An 18,882-nucleotide genomic window follows, 5' to 3' on the forward strand; every position below is an offset into this window, starting at 1 on the left:
CAGAAAGTCCTGTAGAATCCGGCTTCTTTAAAAGTCTCCGGACTCAATCTTGCGGCTTAACACCTCAAATTGTCTCGCCAGAGGTGTTTTTTCACGAATCCCCTTTTCCACGGCATTGATGGCATGGATCGCTGTGGCATGGTAGCGGTTAAAACTGCGGCCTATGGCCTGTATGGACTGATCCGTATATTTTCTTGACAGATAAATCCCCATCTGACGGGCCCGCACCAGGGTCTGTTTCCGGGAAGCCGACACAATATCCTCTGCGGACACACTGAACTCCCGGCAGACAATGCCCTTGATGCCCTCCACCGTAATTTTCCGTTTACGGCAGACAATGGTTTTTACAACACTTTCCGCAAGCTCCAGATCAATGGGAACCCCAAGGAGGGAATGCTTGGCCGTCACCCCGATCAGACCGGACTCCAGCTGACGGATATTGTCCTCCAGCTCCCCTGCCAGATATTCCATCACCCGCATGGGCATGTCCACCAGGCTTTCACGGCTCTTTTTCTTTAAAATCCGCAAACGGGTCTGGAAATCGGGCTTTTCAATGGGGGAAACAAGACCTGAGGAAAGGCGGGAACGCAGCTGTTCATTCAGTTTGGGAATATCTGTAGGCAGGGCAGATCCGGAAAAAATAATTTTCTTATCCGCCTCAAAAAGATAATCCAGAGTCATGGCCAGTTCCTGCTGGGTTCTGTCCTTTCCCGTAAGGAAATGGACATCCTCCATAAGAAGCACATCACACTGGGTTCTGTATTTTTCCTTGAAGACATCCATATTATCGGATCGCAGGGCTCCCACCATTTCATTGGTGAAATCCTCCGCTGTCACATAGTAAATGCGCTCTCCCGGATTTTTACCCAGAATATGATGGCCCACGGCCTGGGAGAGATGGCTTTTCCCCATCCCCGTGTGGGAGGAAAGAAAAAGGGTCTTCAGGGTGCCCCCCCGCTGGGCTGCCAGGGAAAGGGCTGCGGTATAGGCAAAATCGTTGTTCTGCCCCACCACAAAACGATCAAAGGTAAAATTTTTACGCAGCATCCGGCCGGAAAGAAGCTGGGAGGCAATCTGGGGAAGTTCCATCTGCTTTTCCACCGGAGCCGAAGGCCGCAGAATCCGGGGACGGGGAGTTCCTTCCCTTTTCTCCAGAATCTGGGGTTCCTGGGAAGCAATGAACCGCACATCCAGCACTTTTCCGCTGACCTTCTCCATTTCACTCCGGATAATACTTCCGTAATGCTCCTGTACCCGCTTCTGGGAAAAAGCATTGGCACAGGCCAGATCCACCGCATCCCCCTCAAAGCGGGCAAGGCCGATGGGTTCTATCCACATGCGATAGCTGTGCGCAGGTACATGTTCTTTGATACTGGCTTTCACACGATCCCAGATAAGTGCGTCCATAAACCTGACTTCCTGATCTTCCCTTGCCGGGTAAAAAAATGTCAACAATCCCATGCCGCAGGAAAAAACATGCCTGTCCCTTTCCCTTCGCATCACTCAGGGGAAAGGTTTGTGTTGAATCCTTACTTTTCCGGCTTCTAGTTTTTACAGAATGAACATGCCGATGGTGCTGTCCGTTTTCCGGACGCAGACAACCATGGTCCTTGAAAAGTCAGACTGTACATAATCCAGTAGTCTGTAGGCGTCAAACCCGGCCCTGAGGCACCAGCAGGCTTTGGGGACAAAAAGGGGAATAAAGATGAAACCATTTGTTTTTAAAGGGATTTACAACAAATATATCCTTCATGGCTTTAAAATTACACCCTTTTCAAAGATCCCGGCTTTTTATAAGGATTTTAAGAAGATCCCTCTCACAGACGACATTCATCCAATCCTGATTACTGCTATTTTCTCCGTTTTTCTTCATTTTTCTTTGAAATACATCCTTATCAACAAACAAAGGCCTGTTTATCCTTCCTTTTTATCCAGACCATGAACAAGGAAAATGAATGAAAAACGGATCAGAAAGATGCAGGGAATCTGTGTTCAAAACCCATGGAGCATCCTGACCCAATACAAAATAAAATATTGATATTTAAAAATAAAATTAAACAGAACCCTTGTGTTCATAAAAAAAATCATGGGGCTGTAGCTGGCCTTCTCCTTTCAAGAGAGCTCTTATGCCCGGAACTGCCTCTCCAGTAGCCCAAATATTTTTTTAACAAAGTGCCATCATTTTTTTCTTTGTTAGACGCAAAAAATCTGTGTTTTCAGATAGGATCCGGAAAATTATGCCCGCATAAAACGATGGACTCCAAAAAAAATTTTGCCTTCTTTGACGCAGAAACGTACATTGGAATGCTTTGTTTTTTTCAAGCCATTTTTTTCCACTTTATTTTTTTACAGCCCGTCCTTCCCAAAGGCTTTCCACCCAGGAGTACAGAAACATATGCTGCCACTTGTTGTCATTACCATGGGTGATCCCGTGGGTATCGGCCCTGAGATCATCGTCAAAGCCCTCTCCGATCCTTCCGTATATAGCCACTGCCATCCTCTGGTACTGGGGGATTCCGGTATTCTCAAGACCGCCATGGCCCTTACGGGAAAGCACCTGCATATCCGGGAAATCGGGAACGATACCCCCCCTTTTTTCCAGCCAGGTACCCTGAATATCCTGCCTCTGAGCCGACTTTCCGCACCTCCCCTATGGGGCCGTCCGGATAAGGAGACGGGAAAAGCCATGGTGCATTACATTCTCAAGGGGATTGACATGTGCCTTTCCGGAGAAGCCGCAGCCCTTGTCACAGGTCCCATCAACAAACACGCCATGAACCTTTCCGGCTATTCTTATAATGGTCACACGGAACTGCTTGCCGAGCGCACGGCAACCCGGGACTATGTCATGATGCTCGCCGGAGACCGCATCCGGGTGAGCCTTGTCACCATCCATACCGCCCTGCGTCAGGTGGCCGATCTCATCACCCAGGAAAAGGTGCGCACCACCCTGCGCATCACCCACAGGGCTCTGGTGGAGCGCTTCGGGATTCCCGCACCCACCATTGCCGTGGCGGCCTTAAACCCCCATGCGGGAGAATCCGGCATGTTCGGGGATGAGGAAAGCCGTATTCTCCAGCCCGCACTGGAACAGGCGCGCAGTGAGGGCATTGATGCCCAGGGGCCCTTTCCACCGGACACCCTCTTTTACCATGTGGATCAGGGGCGCTTTGATGCCGTTGTGGCCATGTACCACGATCAGGGACTCATTCCTTTCAAAATGCGCCACTTTGAAGACGGGGTCAACACCACCCTGGGGCTGCCCATCATCCGCACCTCCGTAGACCATGGCACCGCCTATGATCTTGCCGGAAAGGGACTGGCGGATGAACGGAGCCTGCTGGCAGCCATCCGCATGGCAGCCCTCCACGCCAGCAATGTCCGGAGACGATAAAAATATTTCCATCCGTATTATGGATATTCCCCGCACCATCAGAAGGATCAGACCACATGGAAACCGATCAAATCCGCATCCGGGGTGCCCGCCAGCACAACCTGAAAAACATTGACGTGGATCTTCCCAGAAATCAGCTGGTGGTCATTACAGGGCTTTCAGGCTCCGGCAAATCCACCCTGGCCTTTGACACCCTCTACGCCGAAGGCCAGCGCCGCTACGTGGAGTCCCTTTCCACCTACGCCCGCCAGTTCCTTGGCCGCATGGACAAACCCGATGTGGACACCATCGAAGGGCTTTCCCCCGCCATTGCCATTGAACAGAAAACCGCCAGCCATAACCCGCGCTCCACCGTGGGGACAGTGACAGAAATCTACGATTACCTGCGCCTTCTTTATGCACGGGTTGGTGTTCCCCACTGCCCCGAATGCCATCAGCCCATCTCCGCCCAGAGCCTTGACCAGATCATGGAAAGGCTGGCCACCCTTCCGGAAGGCAGCCGTATCCTCATCCTCTCCCCTCTGGTCACCCAGCAGAAGGGAACCCATGAAAAGCTCTTTTCCAGACTGAAAAAGGACGGTTTTTCCAGGGTACGGATCAACGGAAAAATCCATGAGCTGGAAGAAATCCCCGTACTGGCCAAAACCAAAAAGCACAGCATCTCCGTCGTTATTGACCGCCTCATCATTAAACAGGGCATTGAAACCCGGCTGGCCGATGCCATTGAGCTGGGCATGAAAGAAGGCTCCGGAGTGGTCTCCGTCCTGATTCCCGAGACGGAAGAAGAACTGCTCTTCAGTGAAAAGGCTGCCTGCCTAAGCTGCGGCATCAGCTTCCCCGAACTTTCCCCGGCAAGTTTTTCCTTCAATTCCCCCCAGGGGGCCTGCCCCGCCTGTGACGGCCTGGGCAGCAGCACGGCCTTTGATGCGGAACTCATTGTACCGGACACCTCTCTTTCCCTGCGGGAAGGTGCCGTTCTGCCCTGGGCAGGGAAAAACTCCATGGCTTTTTCCGAATTTCTCGAAGCCCTGACCACCCATTTTGAAACGGACATCTACACCCCCTTCGAAAAACTTCCCAAAGCCTGTCAGGACGCCATTCTCCACGGTACGGGCAAGGTACAGCTTCCGTTTTACTACGAAAAAAATGGCCGGAAAATCGCCTACAAAAAAACGGTGGAAGGGATTCTTCCCAATCTGGAACGCCGGTATCTGGAAACGGACTCCCCTCAGATGCGGGAGGAAATCCAGCAGTACATGACCTTTATGCCCTGTACGGTCTGCGAAGGCACAAGACTCAATCCTTTGAGCCGTTCCGTACGGATAGCGAAAAAAACCATTGCTGAATTCACGGCGCTTTCCGTGGACGAGGCCCTGAGCTTCAGTCGCAGCATCTCCCTCGACGGCAGCAAGGCCCAGATCGCAGCCCCCATTTTAAAAGAGATCGGCGATCGCCTTGGGTTTCTTGCCAATGTGGGGCTGGGGTACCTCACCTTAAGCCGCAGTGCCACTACCCTTTCCGGCGGAGAGAGCCAGCGCATCCGCCTTGCCACCCAGGTAGGTTCCAAACTCACGGGTGTGCTCTATGTCCTGGATGAACCCAGTATCGGACTCCACCAGCGGGATAACCTGAGACTGCTCGCCACCCTCATGCAGATGCGGGATCTCGGCAATACGGTTCTCGTGGTGGAGCATGATGAAGACACCATACGGGCTGCGGATTTTGTGGTGGATATGGGGCCCGGCGCAGGGGTGCATGGTGGAGAAGTGGTTTTTGCGGGAACGCCCAAGGCCATGATGGCGTGTACCGCCTCCCTCACGGGCCAGTTTCTTTCGGGAAAGCGCAGCATTGCCGTACCCGCCGTCCGCAGAAGCCCCAAAGGGTTTCTCCGGGTGGTGGAAGCGTCGGCCAACAATCTCAAAAACATCACAGCCGCCTTCCCCTTAGGCTGCTTTACCTGCGTTACCGGGGTTTCCGGTTCCGGAAAATCCACCCTTGTTCTGGAAACCCTGAACAAGGCTCTGGCAAGACGCTTTTACCGTTCCAGGGTAGTGGTGGGCAGACACAGCCATATGGAGGGACTCGAAGCCGTGGACAAGGTCATCAACATTGACCAGTCTCCCATAGGCCGCACCCCCCGCTCCAATCCCGGTACCTATACAGGACTCTTCACCCACATCCGGGAACTCTTCGCCCAGACCGCTGAAGCCAGGGCCAGGGGCTACAAGGCCGGTCGTTTCAGTTTCAACGTCAAGGGCGGACGCTGTGAAGCCTGCACAGGGGACGGCATCATCAAGATTGAAATGCACTTTCTGCCCGACATCTACGTAGCCTGCGATGTCTGCCGGGGCCAGCGCTACAACCGGGAAACCCTGGAAGTCCACTACAAGGGCAAGACCATTGCCGAAGTTCTCGACATGACGGTGAATCAGGCCCTTCAGTTCTTTGAAAACATCCCCGCCATCCGCAACAAACTGGAAACTCTTTCCGATGTGGGCCTTGGCTATGTACGCATCGGCCAGTCCGCCACCACCCTGTCCGGAGGCGAGGCCCAGCGTATCAAACTTTCCAAGGAGTTAAGCAAACGGGGCACGGGAAAAACGGTTTATATTCTGGATGAACCCACCACAGGCCTGCACCTTGAGGACGTGGCAAGGCTTCTTTCCGTACTCGACCGTCTGGTGCAGAACGGCAATACCATCATCGTGATCGAACACAACCTGGATGTAATCAAGTACGCGGATCATATCATTGATATCGGGCCGGAAGGCGGAGACGGCGGGGGAGAGATTCTTGCCGCAGGTACACCCGAGGAAGTGGCGGAGGTGACGGCCTCCCACACGGGTCGTTTTCTGAGACCCCTGCTGGGCCTCGATCCGGAGCTGTCCTGAAACGGAAAAAACCCGAAGTAAGGCATCTTGTATTTATTCAGTAAAATCAAACATTTTTCTTTTTTAAATCTGATTACCATCTTTCTTCAGCTATCGTTCCCATGCTCCAGCGTGGGAACGCACTTCCGGGCGCTCCTGCGCCCAAGGCCAGTATCCTCGGGAATTCCTTCTCTGGGAACTGGGTATTGACAAAGCACCGGGATGATCCAGACCAAAAAAGATGGAGCGCATCCAGTTTCTGAATGCCATACAAGCGTTTGGGGCATGACAGTGTTCCGGTATTCAAGGCGCTGGAGCGTCTCAAGATGCATTCCTACGCTGGAGCGTGGGAACGATGAGTTCAATGCTGCATGGGCAAAATCTGCGATTGCATGGCTGAGTTAAGGTGGTAATGAAATTTTGAAATGGGCCGAATGTGAGGGAAAAAAGCTGTAAAAGGCATCTGCCCATTGACTTTTTCTGAAGATTTTAAAGGGCTGCCAAAGTCAGGAAGGCCCTGCTGAGTCGTTACGGCATCGTGCAGAAACAGCAAGGGCCGGATTCCCAAAATGGGAATCCGGCCCCTGTTTCTGTCTCTCTTTACTGCCAGCCCCAAAGGGGCCTCAACTGCTTACTTGGCGCCCAGAAGGGAGGCAATCACCTCGGCCTGGGGGTGTGCATAGATCAGAATCAGGGACACAACCAGTGCATAGATACACAGGGATTCGATCATGGCCAGACCGATGAGCATGGTAACGGTTACCTTACCGGAAGATTCGGGATTGCGGGCGATGCCTTCAACGGCGGCCTTCAGACCCATACCCTGGGCCAGACCACAGAGGGATGCAGCAATGGCCAGACCAAAACCAGCGGCGGTAACACAGGCGATGAAAAACTGCAGTGCATTTGCTTCCATTGTAAAGCCTCCTTGACTTCTTTCAATAAACCCCAAAAATCAGTAATAGGTGATATCGAAAACAGGACCCCAAGTTTGCCTGTTGTTCGCTGAATCAGTGTGCATGCTCCATGGCTCCGGTAAAGTACATGACCGAAAGCAGGAAGAACACAAAAGCCTGTACCAGAGCCACAAAGATGCCCATGGCCATGATGGGCAGGGGCGCAAAGAAAGCACCTGCCAGAAAAAAGAGAATCATCAGAACCAGTTCATGCCCCATCATGTTACCGAAAAGACGGAAGGAGAGGGAAAGAACACGGGCCAGATGGCCAATGATCTCAATGGGAAGAATAATGGGTATCATCCACCATACAGGGCCTGTGAAGTGATGGATATAATGAATACCATGGTACTTCACCCCGATGAAGTGGGTCATAAAAAAGACCACCAGAGCACAGGAGGCTGTGGTGTTGAGACTGGCCGTAGGCGGAAAAAATCCGGGAATCAGCCCCACCAGGTTGCTCACAAACACATAGATGAATACCGTACCCACGATGGGAAAGAACCAGCGGCCTTCTTCTCCCGTGTTTTCCACCATGAATTCCTCAATATTGGAAATGAGAACCTCAAAAAAGTTCTGCAATTTCCCGGGTATCATGGTGATACTGCGGGCTGCCAGAAAACCGATGCCGATGAGCAGGGTCATGACCACCCAGGAGTACACCACATGGGGATAGGCATGGGCAAAATGCCCCAGCCCGATCTTTTCAAAAAGCCAGCTGAAGATAAGAAAGGGATGCTCCACGTTACGTCGCCTCCTTACTGGAGAAAATTTTAATCAATGCCACGATCGTCGCACAAAACAAGGTGACGACAACGACCGAAAGTCCCAGAACCAAGCCTAAGGGCGACACAAACCGCCCGAGAATCAAAATGAAAATAACGATACCACTGAGGATGAAACGCAAATAATACTTGGCAATAATGCTGTGTACAGCAGCCAGATGGGGAGGCTTCAGAGCTTTTTTCAGGGTTCGGGCCAAAAGATGAAAATTAAGGGCCACAATCAGCCCTCCAAAAAAAACGCCCCGGAAAAAGGCCGGATCTCCCAGCCAGAGGGCAAAGAGACAGAAAAGCGCCAGCACCACCCAGTTCCCCCGGGAAACAAAAAGAACCAGACGTTCCTGAAACTCCATCAGGCTCTCCCCATTCTGCGGATCATCCAGAGAATATGCCGAAAGGCTGCCGCAATCCCCAGAAGAAGACCTCCAAAGGTGCCAAAGGGCTGAATTTCCAGCCAGCGATCCAGCAGAACTCCCATAAAAACACCAATGAAAACGGAAAAGGCCACACTCATGCCCAGGCTTCCATAGGTCGCCAACTCCCGCATCATTTTAAATGTTTCTTTTTGCATGATATTCCTTACGGAAATCTTTCAGAAAACCATACCGCAAAGAACCTTCTGCAGCAGAATGGGCTTCCAATACCACAGGCTTCAGGGCCAGGTCAATGTGAAATTCTTTTTTAACGGGCTTTTTCATGAAAAGAACACATGCCCACAGCTTCCTTCTTCCGCCACCTGACCGATACCCACAGCAGCAATTCCCGCATCCCGCAGGGCCTGAAGACAGTCTGCGGCTACAGCCCCGTCCAGAGCGGCAAGGAGCCCCCCCGAAGTCTGAGGATCCACCATAAGATCCTGCAAGCTGCGCTCCACTCCAGCCTCAAAGGAAATTCCCTCCCCACAGAACTCCCGGTTCCTGTAAGCCCCACCGGGGATAAGCCCCATGGCCGCATAGTCCCGGACTTCGGGAAAAAGGGGAACCGCCGCCGTCTGCACCCGCAAGAGGCAGCTGCTGGCTCTTGCCATTTCCAGGGCATGGCCTGCAAGGCCAAAGCCCGTGATATCCGTCATGGCATGGACGCCAAAACGGCAGAAAATCTCAGAAGCCCCTGCATTCAGGGTTTTCATGGCAGAGATCAGGGTTGCCGCAGCCCCGGCTGAAGCCAGTTTCCCCTTGATGGCCGTGGTCAGCACCCCCGTACCGATGGGTTTGGTGAGGATCAGCACATCCCCCGCCACAGCCCCACCGTTTCGCACCATCTTCTCCGGATGCACAAGGCCTGTGACGGAAAGTCCGTATTTGAACTCCGCATCCTCCACACTGTGTCCGCCGAGAAGCACGGCTCCGGCTTCTTCGATCTTCTCAAGACCGCCCGCCAGCACCTCCTGAAGCAGGGATTCCGGCAGATCCCCTGCGGGAAAGCAGACGATATTGAGGGCGGTAATGGGCCTTGCCCCCATGGCATAGACATCGCTCAGGGAGTTGGCTGCGGCAATGCGGCCAAAATCCATGGGATCGTCCACCATGGGGGTGAGAAAATCGAGGGTCTGCACCAGGGCAAGATCGGAAGAAAGACGAAAAACCCCCGCATCCTCGCTGTTTTTCGTTCCCGCCAGCACCTCCGGCGGACATTTGGGCTTTAAGCCCGCCATCACACGCTCCAGAACCCCCGGAGCCAGTTTGGCCGCTCAGCCTGCAGCCCTGACCTTTTCCATGAGAAGCGGTCTTTTCACCTCCGTCTTCATTGTTTTTTCTCTCCCTTGAGATAGCCATGGCGGACCGCATAGCCCGGAAAAAGCCTTACCGCATCCTTCAGGGGAATAAAGCCCATGAAGGCCCTGGCCCGCATCATGCGGATGCGTCCGGGAATGCCCATAAATTTTCCAGGCCCCCTTTTTCCAAAGAGGGAAAAATCCGGAGAAAAATTGCGGTTGTTCACCCCGAAATGCTCCGTTGCCAGGGCCAGATGCACAATCTGCCGCCAGTTTCGGGCAACATACCCCATACGGAAAAGCATTTCCTTCAGTTTTTTTTCATATTTTCCCATGTTCAGGACTCCTTCATGTCCAGTCGTTCTCTTATTCAAGGCCGATGACCGCACCCAGCCGCCCCGTCCGGCCTTCCCTCCGGTAGGAAAACCAGCGATCCTCGCAACGGGTGCAGGCTCCCAGATGGGCGATGTGGTCTGGCTTCAGCCCGCAGCCCTCCAGCTGCATCCGGGTGATGCCCCAGAAATCAAAATGGCTGTCCCCCCTCTGAAAAGCTGAAAATTCCGGAGGCAGTTCCTGTCGCCAGTGGATAAACTCTGCACAGCAGGGCCCCAGAGAAGGCCCGATCCCCGCACGGATATCCTCAGGACGGCAGCCGAATTCCCCCATGAGGGTTTCCACGGTTTTTGCCGCAATGTTCTGAACACTGCCCCGCCATCCGCTGTGGCTTGCGGCCACCACCCTTTTCACGGGATCGGCAAAAAGAATGGCCTGACAGTCCGCCGTCTGGATCAAAAGGAGTTTTCCAGGAATGTCGGTACACAGGGCATCCGCTTCCTCAGCGTCGGAATCGGCCAGACCATCCCCCCTGCCGTGGGAAGCCCCAATCCGGATTACCCGGTCTCCATGCACCTGCTTCAGGCCCACAAGATCCATCCCACCCCCGAAAAAAGCCAAAACCCGCCTGCGGTTTTCCGCAACATAAAGATCTCCCTCACCATGGGAAAAATTAAGACTCGCCATGGGCGAAGGACTCAGGCCGCCATGACGGTCAAAAAAACCATGCAACACACCGGGAAGCTTCAGGATGTCCAGAGTATGGGGAGAAAAAATCATGGGGCATAGACCTCCGGCCTGCGCTCCCTGAGGCAGGGAATGGTCTGGCGGTAGTTCTCCAGCAGGGAAAAATCAAGCCTTGCCGATGCAGCCCCCGGATCCTCACCGGGATCGCTGAGGATCTGGTCTGTGGGCGACACCACAAGGGAACCGCCCGCATAGGAAAGCTCCCCATCCTGGCCGCAGCGGTTGGAGGCCACCACAAAAAGCTGATTTTCAATGGCCCTGGCCCTTGCCAGGGTGCGCCAGTGACTTTTCCGCATGGACGGCCACTGGGCGGATACGGCAAGGAGCTTTGCCCCTTTGTCCATGAGGGTGCGGGCCAGTTCGGGAAAGCGCAGATCATAGCAGATCAGAACCCCCAGAGGCCCTGCCGCGGTCTCAAAGACCGGGGCCGCATCCCCTGCGGCAAAGCCCCGTCCCTCCCCCCCTGCGGTAAAAAGATGGGTTTTGCGGTAAAACCCAGCCACACGACCGTCACTGTCCAGCACATGGGCCGTATTGAACACCCTGCCACCGGAAAACTCCGGCAGGCTGCCCACGATGACAAGCTTTTTCTTTACGGCAATACCGGAAAGTTCCTCCAGAATTTCAGGGCTTTTCCGGGCATGGTCTTCCAGGTGGGGATAATCAAAACCGCAGGACCACATCTCCGGCAGCACCACAAGACCGGGCGGACAGTCTTCCAGAGCCTGCATCACGGTGTTGCGGTTTTCGGCCATCCGGCCCCGAAGCACATCGAACTGAAACACGGTTGCCAGCAGCTCTTGCATACAAAAACTCCTCTTTTGACAGAATATCCATGGGTTTCAGCCCCTAAGGCCTGTGTCCTGCGGTGAGCACGGAAACGGACAAAGCCCCGGCGGCCCTCAGCACCCTGGCGCAGGCTCCCACCGTAGCCCCCGTTGTGAAGACGTCATCCACCAGCAGAAGATGTTCGCCATCAGCCCCGGCTGTCACGCCAAAGGCATCCTTCACATTGGCTTTCCGGGCTTCCCTGCCAAGGCCGGTCTGGGATTGGCCCTGATGGAGGCGCACAAGACTTCGGGTATCCAGAAGGGGGCCATGCCCCTTTTCCCACCCTGCTGCCTCCATGAAGGCCATCGCCAGAAGGGATGCCTGATTGAAGCCCCGCTGGCGCAGGCGTTCGGGGGTCATGGGCACGGGCAGCACCCGATGGGGAAGCCGAAAATTCTGCTGATAAAAGGTTTGAGCCATGAGTATCCCCAGGGGAGCCGCCAGTTCCGTCCGGCCACGGTACTTGAGGCGGTGGATGATGTCCACGAGTTTCCCCTCGTAAAGGCAGGGGGCCCTTGCCATCAGAAAGACCGGAGACGATTCAAGGCAGCGTCCGCAGACATGATCCTCTGCGGCGGACGGCAGGGGCAGCCCACAGACCCGGCAGAGGGGGGAAACAAGGGGAGATACTCCCGTCTTGCAGTCCGGACAGAAAAAGGGAGCCAGCAGCGTCTCCCCCACCCCGGCATCAGGCCAGGAAAGGGGCCTGCGACAGAGCCGACAGGCATCGGGTAAAAGCCCTCGGGCACATAAGCGCAGCCAGGAAAAAAATGTCACCCTTCCCTCCATCCGAATCCCATTCCGTTCAGATCCCCTTCCATGCCAATGGCATAGGCGGCGCGGCTTCCCATGTCAAACATTTTCACCTTTCCTGCCTGCCTTCCCTCCCCATGACCCCGTTCATCCCCTTTTTCATCCTTGACGCCCGTCTTCTGCCAGATTAGGAAAAGCAGCAGTTTTCACACCTGTCCCCCAACCCCCCATCCGCCCCATGGCAGTCAAGGAGCCCCATGCGCATCATACTCATTGCCCCCCCCTACCCCCTGCAACAGGCCCCATCCCCTCCCTTAGGCCTCTGTTATGTGGCAGCCGCCTGCCTTGCCCAAGGCGCTGAGGTGAAGATTCTTGACTTTATTGTGGCTCCCTGGAGCCCTGAAATCCTTCAAAAGAGCTTTGAGGAGTTTCAGCCCGATGTCATCGGTATCACCGCCGTCACCATGACCGCTCCCGAAGCCGTGGAAATCCTCCGGGCCGCCAAAAAAATCCGCCCCCAGACCCTCTGTTTCATGGGAGGCCCCCACGCCACCTTTGACGCCGAAAATCTTCTGAACGATACGCCGGAACTGGATCTCATCGTTCTCGGAGAAGGGGAGGCCACCCTGGCCGAGCTTGTGCCCCGGCTCCGGAATCCCGGAACCTGGAAAGATATCCCAGGGCTTGCCTTCAGGGGAAAAGAAGGCCTTGTCTTCACTCCCAAACGCCCCCACATTGAGGATCTCGACACCCTTCCCCTGCCCGCACGGCATCTTCTGCCCATTTCCCGGTATCAGGCCCTGGGCTTCCCCGTGAGCATCATCACCAGCCGGGGCTGCCCCAATGGCTGCATCTTCTGCCTTGGCCGCAAGATGGTGGGAGCAAAAGTCCGGCACCGCAGCGCGCCTCTGGTGGTGGACGAGATTGAAGGGCTGCTTGCCATGGGCTTTTCCTACATCAATATTGCAGACGATCTTTTCACCGCCAATGCCCAGCGGGTGGAGGCCTTCTGCGAGGAAATCCGCAAACGGGGCCTCAGCTTTTCCTGGAGTGTCTTTTCCAGGGTCAATACCATCAACGCCCATCTTCTGGGTCTCATGAAGGCCGCAGGCTGTGTGGCCGTGAGCTTTGGCATTGAGTCCGGATGTCCGGACATGCTCAAACGGGTGAAAAAGGGCATTACCCTGGATCAGGCCCGTGAGGCGGTGGCCGCCTGCCGGGAGACGGGTATGCGGGCCCACGCCTCCTTCATGGTGGGGCTTCCCGGCGAAACGGAAGAAAGCCTGAGGCTTACCCAGGCTTTTCAGGATGAATTGGGCATTGAATCCGGGTATCACTTCCTCTGCCCCTTTCCCGGCACCACGGTACGGGAAAAAATTGAAGACTATGACATGGAAATTCTCACCAGCGACTGGCGGCTTTATGATGCGGACAGCCCTGTGGTGCGTACAAAGGGCGTTTCCCCGGAGCGCATGATGGCCTTTGTGGAAGAAAGCTACGCCCCCCTCCATGCGGAATGGAAGGTGATTCAGGACAGAGTGGCCGCAGGCGGGGGCACGGAAGAGGAAAAGCTCCGGGTGCTGGGCAACCGCCGCATGGAGCTGATCTTCGCCATCCTTTCCAAAGATCTTCTGGAAGAAGCCGGGATTTTTTCTCCGGAAGAAGATCCCCTTCCTGCCCTCAGCAAAGCCATCAGCCGCCTGACCGGAGAAGAAGAGGAGTTTTCCACCTTCATCATGGAAGACCTTGCCCGCAAAAACCTCATCGTCCGGGAGAAAAACCGCTGGATCTGGGCGGAGCTTCCCTTTGCACAGGAAACAGGGGCAGGTACTGTGAAGCGCAGTGCATGAAAACAGGGATGAGAATGCCCAAAGAAAATAACCGTAAAGAAAGTGGGGTGGATCGGACTTTCCCTCTGGATTCTGGTCATCACTTTTCTTGCAGGGCTGATTCTCCGGATTTTCTGATTTCATCTCAAAACTAAAACTGATTACCATCTTTCTTCAGCTATCGTTCCCATGCTGGAGCATGGGAACGCCATACCGGGCGCTCCTGCGCCCAGTGCCAGCATCCTCGGGTATCCCTTCTCTGGGAAATGGGTATCAACAAAGTGCCGGGACGATCCAGCCCCAAACATGGGGCGTAGACGCTGGAGCGAGGGAAAAGGCATGGCTGAGTCAGAGTCGTAATCCGTAAGAAAACAGACTCTGCATGGTCATTTTTGAGACAGCAAATGGTATGGAAAAATCATGAAAGCACTGTTGCGCCAATACGCTTCAGACTTTCAAAAGTCACCTTCATAGCCGTTTCGAGCATAACGCCCCGCCTCTAAAGTGGGTACAAACCATAAAAGGTGGTACCGTCCCCTTCCGATGAGGTGAAAAAAACCTCCCCCCCGAGATAACGCTCCGTCAGAAGTTTAATGCTGTAGGTGCCAAGGCCCCTGCCTGCGCCCTTGGTGGAAAAGGAACGCTGGAAAACCTGAAGCTGGATGTTCCTTGGCATAAAGGCAGGATTGTGAACGGAAAAACGGATTCTGTCCCCTTCCCTCCGGCAGCCAAGGGTGACGGTATCACCGGGCTGTGAGGCTTCCAGGGCATTTTTGGTCATGTTGCCCAAGACCCGGAAAAGGAGGGCCTTGTCACTTTCCAAAACCACATCCTCCGAATCCGGATCGAGATGCAGTGTTTTTTCCTTTCCAACCTCATGACTCTGATAAAGACCGGCAATTTCTTTTATGAAATCAAGAGAATGAATGGTAACAGGCTGCACCTGAAGTTCATTGTTCTCCGCATTGGCAAGATCCCTCTGGGAACGAATTTCCTCCACAAGCTTGGCCGCACCGCTGTAGATCATACTCCTGAACTCATCCAGGGTTTCCGGTGAGGATACGGAGAGAAGCTCGGAAAGCCCGCGTACGCCCACTGCGGTGTTCATGATGTCGTGAAAAAAAATCCTCTCCAGAATGCGTCTGCGCTTGTCTGCACTGATATCCTTTACGGCATAAACCGTATAGTCAGTACCAGCCACCTGCAACTGCGAGGTTTTCACCTGAAGATCCAGGGCATCGCCGGAACCCTTCTGAAGAATCCGGCATTCCTTGAGAGCCGGCATCCCCCTCTGGGAAGACAAAATACCCTGGGCGACCCCGCATTCCCGGCAGAATTCCGTGGTGCCGCAGCCTCCTTCCGTTTCAAAAGCATGGACACAGCGCAGGGCCTCACCGGGACGCAAGCCTTTGATGGCTTTAAAATCCACTCCCAGGGCGGCAAGAAAACTCCCGTTGGCATAGACGATCTGCCGTTCCGGGTTCAGGATCAGCAGGCCTTCGGAGATGCTGTCATAAAGCTTTTCAATATACGGATGATCCAGAAGTGAAACGACCTGCTCTTCCACGCTTTTCTCAGAAGCCCTTTCAGGCGGGGCAAAATCCGTTTTCATGCTACACATCTCCCATGGTGACCCGTTCCAGTTCATCAAGGCTGGTGAGACCCGCCAGCACCTTTTTCATGCCATCGTACCGCATGGGCCGAAAACCCGCCTCCCTTGCCATTTCATTGATTTCAAGGATGGATGCCCCTCTGGCGATGAGGGCACGCACAGCTTCCGTCATCACAAACACCTCATGGATGGCAAGCCTGCCGCTGTAGCCCGTGTCGTTGCACTCCGCGCATCCTCTTCCCCGGTAAAAAAACACTTCCGACAGATCCATGGAGTCGTCCCAGTGAAAGTATCTTCTCAGCACCTCCCCTTCAGGCCTGTAGGCTTCCTTGCAATGGGTACAGATTTTCCGCACCAGACGCTGGGCCATGACGCCCACAATGGAAGGGGCCACGAGGTAAGGCTCCACCCCGATTTCCATGAGCCGGGTCACGGCCTGAAGGGCCGTGTTGGTGTGCAGGGTGGCCAGTACCAGATGCCCGGTCAGGGCCGCCTGGGAAGCGATTTTCGCCGTCTCCAGATCCCGGACTTCCCCCACCAGAATGACATCGGGATCCTGACGGAGAAAAGCCCGCAGGGCGGAGGCAAAGCCAAAATCAATGGCATGGTTGACCTGCACCTGATTCAGACCGGGAAGCCGGTATTCCACGGGGTCTTCTATGGTCATGATATTGATGCCGGGTCTGTTCAGATACTTGAGGACGGAAAAAAGGGTGGTGGATTTTCCCGATCCCGTGGGGCCTGTGACAAAAAAAATCCCGTTGGGCGCATCGGCGGTTTTTTTTAGCCCCAGATAACTGGCCTTTGAAAAATTTAACTTTTCAAGATCCGGCACCTCCGTATCCTGAAGCTGGCCCAAAGCCCTAAGAACGATTTTCTCCCCGTAAATGGCGGGAACGGACGACATCCTGAAATCCACGGAGCGTCTGGTTAAAGGAAGACTGACACGACCGTCCTGGGGCCTGCGTTTTTCCGTGATATCCAGCCCTCCCATGATCTTCAGACGTGAGCTTAAGGGGGCTGCAAGGGTTTTGTCCAGCTTCAGCCTGTCCTGAAGAACCCCGTCAATGCGGAACCGTATGCACAGCTCCTCTTCCTGGGGATCCAGATGGATGTCACTGGCCCTTTCCTTCAGGGCAAGCAACAACAGATTTCTGGAAAAAGCGATAATGGCCTGATCCCTGGAAAAAGCCTCCACCTGTTCCAGACTGAGCCTCTCCCTGTTTTTGAAAAGAGGGCTTTCCGACAGGGCCGCAAGCTGACTGTTCAGGCTGTCATCGGACTGATACTGCACATCAATGGCGCTTACAATCTCATCGGGCAGGGCGAATACGGGGCTGAGCTGACAGCCCGTAAGCCGCACAGCCTCGTCAAGGATATGGATGTTCAGGGGCGAAGCCATGGCCACCGTGACCACACCATGACCCTCGTAGAGGGGAAGAATAAGATGCTTTCTGGCAAAAGCCTCGGGAAGCTTCTGCACAGCGGCGGCCTGAAAAAGGGTTTTTGAAAGATTCACATAGGAGACCCCCATGGCATCTCCCCAGAGTTTGGCCAGAACATCCTTTTTGGCAAGGCCCTTCTGCATCAGGGCTTCGAGAAGATCGAGCGAAGCTTGGGGATGGGCTTTGGCATATTCCGAAGCCGCTTCGGAGGAGAGGATGCCCTCAGCAATCAGGCTGTCCAGAAACCTTGTTTTCGGTGTCACGGCGGGCTCCTTTTTTCTTTTTTAAGAGCAGCATGTTCCGGATATCGTCCTGTTTGACCTTCCCACTCCCGGAGGGCTTGAAAAAACTGCGGTCTTCCTCCAGTTCCGCCAGCATCTGCTTCAGATCATAGGTAGTTTTCTGAACACTTTTTTCGGACACAGGCCCCCCTCTCATGGGTTTCTGTAGGCATCCCAGGTTTCCTTAATTATTTTTTTCATTTCCTCAAGGGGCGTATCCTTTAAAAGATAGTTGGACGCTCCCAGCTCCAGACATTTTTCAACGGTTTTAACGTCCGCAACGGAGGTCAGCATGATGATGAGAGCGTCCGGGGAGAGTTCCATGATCTCCTTTAAGGCATCCACCCCTGTTTTGACGGGCATGTTGATGTCCAAAAGTGTGATATGGGGCCTGTGAACCCGGTACAGTTCTATGGCCTCCGCCCCGTTTTTCGCTTCTCCCGCCACCTCAGCGCCCATGGAAAGAGCCATGGATTTGAACATGAGCCGCAGATGGGCCTCATCATCGGCAATCAGCACCTTGAGTTTCTTTTTTTCCGTCATGAAGTACCGATCCTTTTTTCTTAATGTTCGCTAACATTAACTGCACACCGTTACCGGTGTGGACGAATCTGTCAAAGCTTTCAACAGAACATTGAAAGCGCCTGTTACGTCCCGGTCTGCCCAAGACCCGTTGAGCAGCGGAATACGTTTTGCACCACCGATATTCCGGACTTCTCCGGTCTGGGGGTGGGTTTTACTGGTATATTCTTCCGTGACATCCAGAACCGTCTTTCCGCGCTGGGATGCTTTCCATTTCAGGAACATCTTGAAGCGGTAATGGGCAAAGGTCAGCATGGAACGCACGGTTTTGGAGCGGATTTTTCGCCTGGCCTTAGAAGCCATGTCCTTTGTTTCAAAGGTCGGGAGAAGGATGCAGTCGAAGTTGTCCGTCAGGAAACGGGCTGTTTTGTGATGCAGATCGTCAATGAGGTTTTTGATTTTTTGCTGTATCCTGCGGATGGCTTTGGTCAGGCTGCGTTTCTTCTGGCTGTTGTTTGAAAGACTGCGTTTTGAGAACAGTTTGTCCAGGTGAAAGCACAGCCTCTGGATTCTGCCAAGGTCTCCTTCTCCGATCTTTCCGGAGAACTCGGGAGAGTAAAAGGCCATGAAGGTTCGGACTCCGGGGTCTAGGGCAACAATGCGTCCTTGGTTCTCGGATCGCGCCGTGCTGCACTTGTGCGGAGTCGAAAGCCACCAGGCGTTGAACCGCCAGATCAGGCGGGAGTCCATGGGGTTTTCCGGAAGGGGTTCTGTGAAACGAAGTCCTTTTCCGGAGATTCTTGGGTAAATGCC

Annotated in this window: 19 protein-coding genes; 4 read left to right on the plus strand and 15 right to left on the minus strand. The window is 54.2% G+C overall.

The window, feature by feature from the left end:
• Positions 1–27: 27 nt before the first annotated feature.
• Positions 28–1,407 (minus strand): chromosomal replication initiator protein DnaA, encoded by a 1,380-nt coding sequence (dnaA, locus tag BR04_RS13840; protein WP_496356614.1) that lies wholly within the window; start codon positions 1,405–1,407, stop codon positions 28–30.
• Between the two features lie 298 nt (positions 1,408–1,705).
• Between dnaA and BR04_RS13845 the strand changes: the two genes are divergently transcribed.
• The 3 genes from BR04_RS13845 (at position 1,706) to uvrA (ending at position 6,285) form a co-directional block, all read left to right on the plus strand.
• Positions 1,706–1,942: a hypothetical protein gene (locus BR04_RS13845; RefSeq protein ID WP_496356615.1), complete on the plus strand. Its 237-nt coding sequence runs from the start codon at positions 1,706–1,708 to the stop codon at positions 1,940–1,942.
• Positions 1,943–2,395: 453 nt separating this feature from the next.
• Entirely contained in the window at positions 2,396–3,394 is a 999-nt protein-coding gene (gene pdxA, locus BR04_RS13850; protein ID WP_496356616.1) for a 4-hydroxythreonine-4-phosphate dehydrogenase PdxA, read from the plus strand.
• A gap of 56 nt (positions 3,395–3,450) precedes the next feature.
• Complete coding sequence (gene uvrA / locus BR04_RS13855) at positions 3,451–6,285, plus strand: excinuclease ABC subunit UvrA (protein WP_496356617.1); 2,835 nt, start codon at positions 3,451–3,453, stop codon at positions 6,283–6,285.
• Between the two features lie 610 nt (positions 6,286–6,895).
• Here uvrA and atpE read toward each other — a convergent pair.
• From atpE to BR04_RS13900, 9 genes are all read right to left on the minus strand, one after another.
• Positions 6,896–7,180 carry an ATP synthase F0 subunit C gene (gene atpE / locus BR04_RS13860; protein WP_320354485.1) on the minus strand — a complete coding sequence of 95 codons (285 nt, stop codon included), beginning with the start codon at positions 7,178–7,180 and terminating at the stop codon, positions 6,896–6,898.
• A gap of 94 nt (positions 7,181–7,274) precedes the next feature.
• Positions 7,275–7,964, minus strand: coding sequence for a F0F1 ATP synthase subunit A (gene atpB / locus BR04_RS13865; RefSeq protein WP_496356618.1), 690 nt, complete (start codon positions 7,962–7,964; stop codon positions 7,275–7,277).
• A gap of 1 nt (position 7,965) precedes the next feature.
• On the minus strand, positions 7,966–8,355 hold the full coding sequence (locus tag BR04_RS13870; protein WP_496356619.1) for an ATP synthase subunit I: 390 nt from the start codon (positions 8,353–8,355) through the stop codon (positions 7,966–7,968).
• Positions 8,355–8,573: an AtpZ/AtpI family protein gene (locus tag BR04_RS13875; RefSeq protein ID WP_496356620.1), complete on the minus strand. Its 219-nt coding sequence runs from the start codon at positions 8,571–8,573 to the stop codon at positions 8,355–8,357. Before BR04_RS13875 ends, BR04_RS13870 begins: the two co-directional genes overlap by 1 nt.
• Positions 8,574–8,696: 123 nt before the next feature.
• Positions 8,697–9,749 carry a selenide, water dikinase SelD gene (gene selD / locus BR04_RS13880; RefSeq protein ID WP_496356621.1) on the minus strand — a complete coding sequence of 351 codons (1,053 nt, stop codon included), beginning with the start codon at positions 9,747–9,749 and terminating at the stop codon, positions 8,697–8,699.
• Complete coding sequence (locus tag BR04_RS13885; protein WP_496356622.1) at positions 9,746–10,051, minus strand: hypothetical protein; 306 nt, start codon at positions 10,049–10,051, stop codon at positions 9,746–9,748. The genes selD and BR04_RS13885 overlap by 4 nt, the downstream gene beginning before the upstream one ends.
• 31 nt (positions 10,052–10,082) lie before the next feature.
• Positions 10,083–10,829, minus strand: coding sequence for a peptidoglycan editing factor PgeF (pgeF, locus tag BR04_RS13890; protein WP_496356623.1), 747 nt, complete (start codon positions 10,827–10,829; stop codon positions 10,083–10,085).
• A complete protein-coding gene (locus BR04_RS13895; protein ID WP_496356624.1) occupies positions 10,826–11,602 on the minus strand; it encodes a carbon-nitrogen family hydrolase in 777 nt (258 codons plus the stop codon). Before BR04_RS13895 ends, pgeF begins: the two co-directional genes overlap by 4 nt.
• Before the next feature lie 43 nt (positions 11,603–11,645).
• Positions 11,646–12,404 (minus strand): ComFC family protein, encoded by a 759-nt coding sequence (locus BR04_RS13900; protein ID WP_496356625.1) that lies wholly within the window; start codon positions 12,402–12,404, stop codon positions 11,646–11,648.
• A gap of 233 nt (positions 12,405–12,637) precedes the next feature.
• Here BR04_RS13900 and BR04_RS13905 point away from each other — a divergent pair, with 233 nt between their 5' ends.
• Complete coding sequence (locus BR04_RS13905; protein WP_496356626.1) at positions 12,638–14,230, plus strand: B12-binding domain-containing radical SAM protein; 1,593 nt, start codon at positions 12,638–12,640, stop codon at positions 14,228–14,230.
• Between the two features lie 478 nt (positions 14,231–14,708).
• Here the strand turns inward: BR04_RS13905 and BR04_RS13910 are convergent, their stop codons facing one another.
• The 5 genes from BR04_RS13910 to BR04_RS13930 form a co-directional block, all read right to left on the minus strand.
• A complete protein-coding gene (locus BR04_RS13910) occupies positions 14,709–15,821 on the minus strand; it encodes a PAS domain-containing sensor histidine kinase (protein WP_496356627.1) in 1,113 nt (370 codons plus the stop codon).
• Between the two features lies 1 nt (position 15,822).
• Positions 15,823–17,529, minus strand: coding sequence for a GspE/PulE family protein (locus tag BR04_RS13915; RefSeq protein ID WP_496356628.1), 1,707 nt, complete (start codon positions 17,527–17,529; stop codon positions 15,823–15,825).
• Entirely contained in the window at positions 17,489–17,689 is a 201-nt protein-coding gene (locus BR04_RS13920) for a hypothetical protein (RefSeq protein WP_496356629.1), read from the minus strand. Before BR04_RS13920 ends, BR04_RS13915 begins: the two co-directional genes overlap by 41 nt.
• A gap of 11 nt (positions 17,690–17,700) precedes the next feature.
• Positions 17,701–18,090, minus strand: a complete 390-nt coding sequence (locus BR04_RS13925) for a response regulator transcription factor (protein ID WP_496356630.1) — start codon at positions 18,088–18,090, stop codon at positions 17,701–17,703.
• A gap of 36 nt (positions 18,091–18,126) precedes the next feature.
• On the minus strand, positions 18,127–18,882 hold a 756-nt coding region (locus tag BR04_RS13930), incomplete at its 5' end, for a zinc ribbon domain-containing protein (RefSeq protein WP_496356631.1).

This window comes from Desulfobotulus sapovorans DSM 2055, from assembly GCF_059569355.1.